Genomic DNA, 2,850 nt, shown 5'->3' with positions numbered 1-2,850 from the left:
TATGCGCCGTAGCGACATTGGACAGTTGTTTGGAGCTGACCCCTGGCTAGCCCAAGCGATCATACAAGGAGTTATCTTCCGAAGATCACCATTCCCTGGTCTTACCAATCAACTGGCTTTCGCAAAGCACTGAGCAGTTTAATTAGGTATTAAATATAGAGTAAATATTCTTGAGTGCAGGAAGGAAGCTATGGCTCATAGCCGATGTTGTAGCATGTATTTTTTTCCAAGAAGAAATGCGAAAAGCAAGATTCCCATCACAAAAGCAAAAAGATTCAATTTTAATTTACCCCTAGTTTGAACATTGTGATATTCAAGTATACCTGTGAATTTATTCATTAAAACGATAAAACATATTGGTATTGATATAAACATTAATTGAAATAAATCAGTTGTGTTTTTTGGTAAAACACCAGACACTAGTTTGATTAAATTGATACACAAATAATAGAACCAACCGGTTATCAATATCCAGCCAAATCTATTTTTGAAAAACAAACCGAGTCCAAGAGATAATGAAATAATTGATGCAGAGAAAGTGTTAGTAATTTTTAAAGTATAGATGACATTTGCAAATTCATACCTTTTTTCCCACCCCCACATATTGGCAAGGGTATCATCAAATTCGCGGAGTTCCCAAATCCAAACACCAACCACAAATACAACTAGTAATCCGTAGATACAGCCAGTTATAATCTTATTTGAATTCGTGTTTTTCAATATATGCTACAACGGTCAGGGCTATGCGCCGTAGCGACTTTGGACAGTTGTTTGGAGATGGCCCCTGGCCTTCCCAGGCGATCATACAAGGAGTTATCTTCCGAAGATCACCATTCCATGGTTTTTCCAAACAACTGGCTTTCGCAAAGCGCTAACCAGTTTAATTAGGTATTAAATATAGAGTAAATATTCTTGAGTGCAGAGTGGAAGCTATGGCTCATAGCCGTTGTTGTGCAATGTTGGGTATATCAAATGTCAAGTCCATTTCAAGTATTCCATCCGTAAAGTCATCACTTCTAATAATTATTTTGCCTCGTACTGGCTTCATTCTTTTTACCCGAAGCAACAAATTTTGGTTGAAAACATCAGTAATGGAATCTCTTTGGGCCAATCTATATTGTGCTGCTCTTAGGTCAGATAGAATAATGGAATCGCCATTATCCTTGGAGGTAAAGAAAGGATCTGTAACATCAATAAAAGGACCTGAAGCACCAAATATAGAAATGCTGTTCTGATGATTTTCACGTAGTATTTGACCCATTTCTTTCTCTGTAATCAAAAGGTGATCGTCAGATTTATAAACTTCAAGCTCAACTTCAAATTCTATTGATTTATTTGATGTGTTAACAATTTCAATATCTAAATATCGCAATCCAATATCATAGAATTCTTTCTTAGGAATTCCAATGATTGGATTTACTTTCAGGTCATTTTTTCGGTCTTTAGATTTAAATCTATTCTCATAGATAATTTCAAGGTCTTTCCGAGTAATTTTCTTTGTTGAAGTCCCAATTCTAATATAGCCATCACCTTGTTTATATTCGAGCTGGTTTATGCCCGGTTTCTTTATATCCTTTTTAAATAAATATGGACGTTTATTATTTCCAAATATTCTAAAGTAGCCCATTAAATTGCCTTCATGGGTGAAATTTTGATATTCAAATTGTAGCTCAGGTTCAATACTATTTTTTACAAATTCTTGATAGTTTGCATCGTCCAAAGGGCTGTCAATACTAAAGAATTCACTTGCCATTCCATTTTTTTCCTTAACTCCTATAAAAATGTATTTATCCTGATTTGATGGATGGTTGGCAAAGGCGATTAGATCCTTGAGAAGGTCATTTTTTTTGGGATTTTTTCCGAGTTTGTAGTCCTCTTTTTTGAAGTCTAATGTTGAGCCCTCTGAATTGTATAACAGGATTTTTAAAATTGCTTGGTCCATTTTATTCCAATATTGCACAACGGTCTCGTATAACCGTCAGTTGCGGTTTTTAAATAGTAAGATTTTCAAATGGCAATATCTCTTTATAGGAACGAATTATCCGCCGTTCCGAGCGAAGCGAACAGCGCAGCAAATTGCGGTTATACATTGTTGGCAACAGTATTTTCATTCAATTATTTTGGCCAATTCGGTTCGAACTTTCGAATAACACAAGGTTTTTCGGTTTCAAAAATTCCTTTTTTATAAGCTTCATAGTGCAATTCGGTTAATTTTTCAAATTCTTTTTTCCGAAGTCTGTCAACTTTTCTAGGAGTCATAAAATCGTAAGTAGAAGCCAAAAATAAAATTATCTCTAGATTTTTACATTCCAATGGAACTGTAACAACTGCCCATTCATAGCCAACTCCAGCAAAAATCAATTTATTTGTTTCTTTGGGTACTTTAATTTGGAAATACCCATTCAAGTCAGTTTGTCCGATTTTGATTGTGTCTTTGTCGAATATTGTGATTCCAATGGCACTTTCTGAAAATTGGTCGATAGTTTTTCCTCTTAAAGTCCGTTGTCCAAATACAGAGAAAAAGCAAAAAAAGAATGATATGAAAAATACTGTTTTAATTCTCAAAGTTTTCGGTTTTTCATATTGTTGCCAACGGTCAGGGCTATGATTTCGGCGGTATTCCCGGCGTTGCGCGAGCGTTGGGTCTCCTGGTGTTTTTTGCCAGGAGAAATTAACGTTGGCAAGGCGCGACGCCGACTTCACAGTCACGCCTGGTTTAGTTTGGTTTAAATGTAGGAAATTTTCGGAATACGGAAAGCAGCGCTGAATTATAGCCAGTGTTACCATACGTTTTAATCAATCAATCAGTCAGTTTCGATTACGATGGTTTGGGCCCAGATATCACCCACT

The 2,850-nt window shown here is 35.9% G+C and carries 3 protein-coding genes; all 3 read right to left on the bottom strand.

Annotated elements, in window-relative coordinates:
• Window positions 1-195 precede the first annotated feature (195 nt).
• Entirely contained in the window at window positions 196-720 is a 525-nt protein-coding gene (locus tag CLV82_RS14635; RefSeq protein WP_133645109.1) for a hypothetical protein, read from the bottom strand.
• 217 nt (window positions 721-937) lie between these two features.
• On the bottom strand, window positions 938-1,942 hold the full coding sequence (locus tag CLV82_RS14630; protein WP_133645108.1) for an AlbA family DNA-binding domain-containing protein: 1,005 nt from the start codon (window positions 1,940-1,942) through the stop codon (window positions 938-940).
• 173 nt (window positions 1,943-2,115) lie between these two features.
• Window positions 2,116-2,787, bottom strand: coding sequence for a carboxypeptidase-like regulatory domain-containing protein (locus tag CLV82_RS14625; RefSeq protein WP_133645107.1), 672 nt, complete (start codon window positions 2,785-2,787; stop codon window positions 2,116-2,118).
• Between the last annotated feature and the right edge of the window lie 63 nt (window positions 2,788-2,850).

It is taken from the genome of Zeaxanthinibacter enoshimensis (assembly GCF_004362865.1).
In the GTDB taxonomy this organism is placed as follows: Bacteria; Bacteroidota; Bacteroidia; order Flavobacteriales; family Flavobacteriaceae; genus Zeaxanthinibacter; species Zeaxanthinibacter enoshimensis.
The sequence above is the reverse complement of the archived record's forward strand: the minus strand, read 5'-3'. Positions and strand labels throughout refer to the sequence as shown.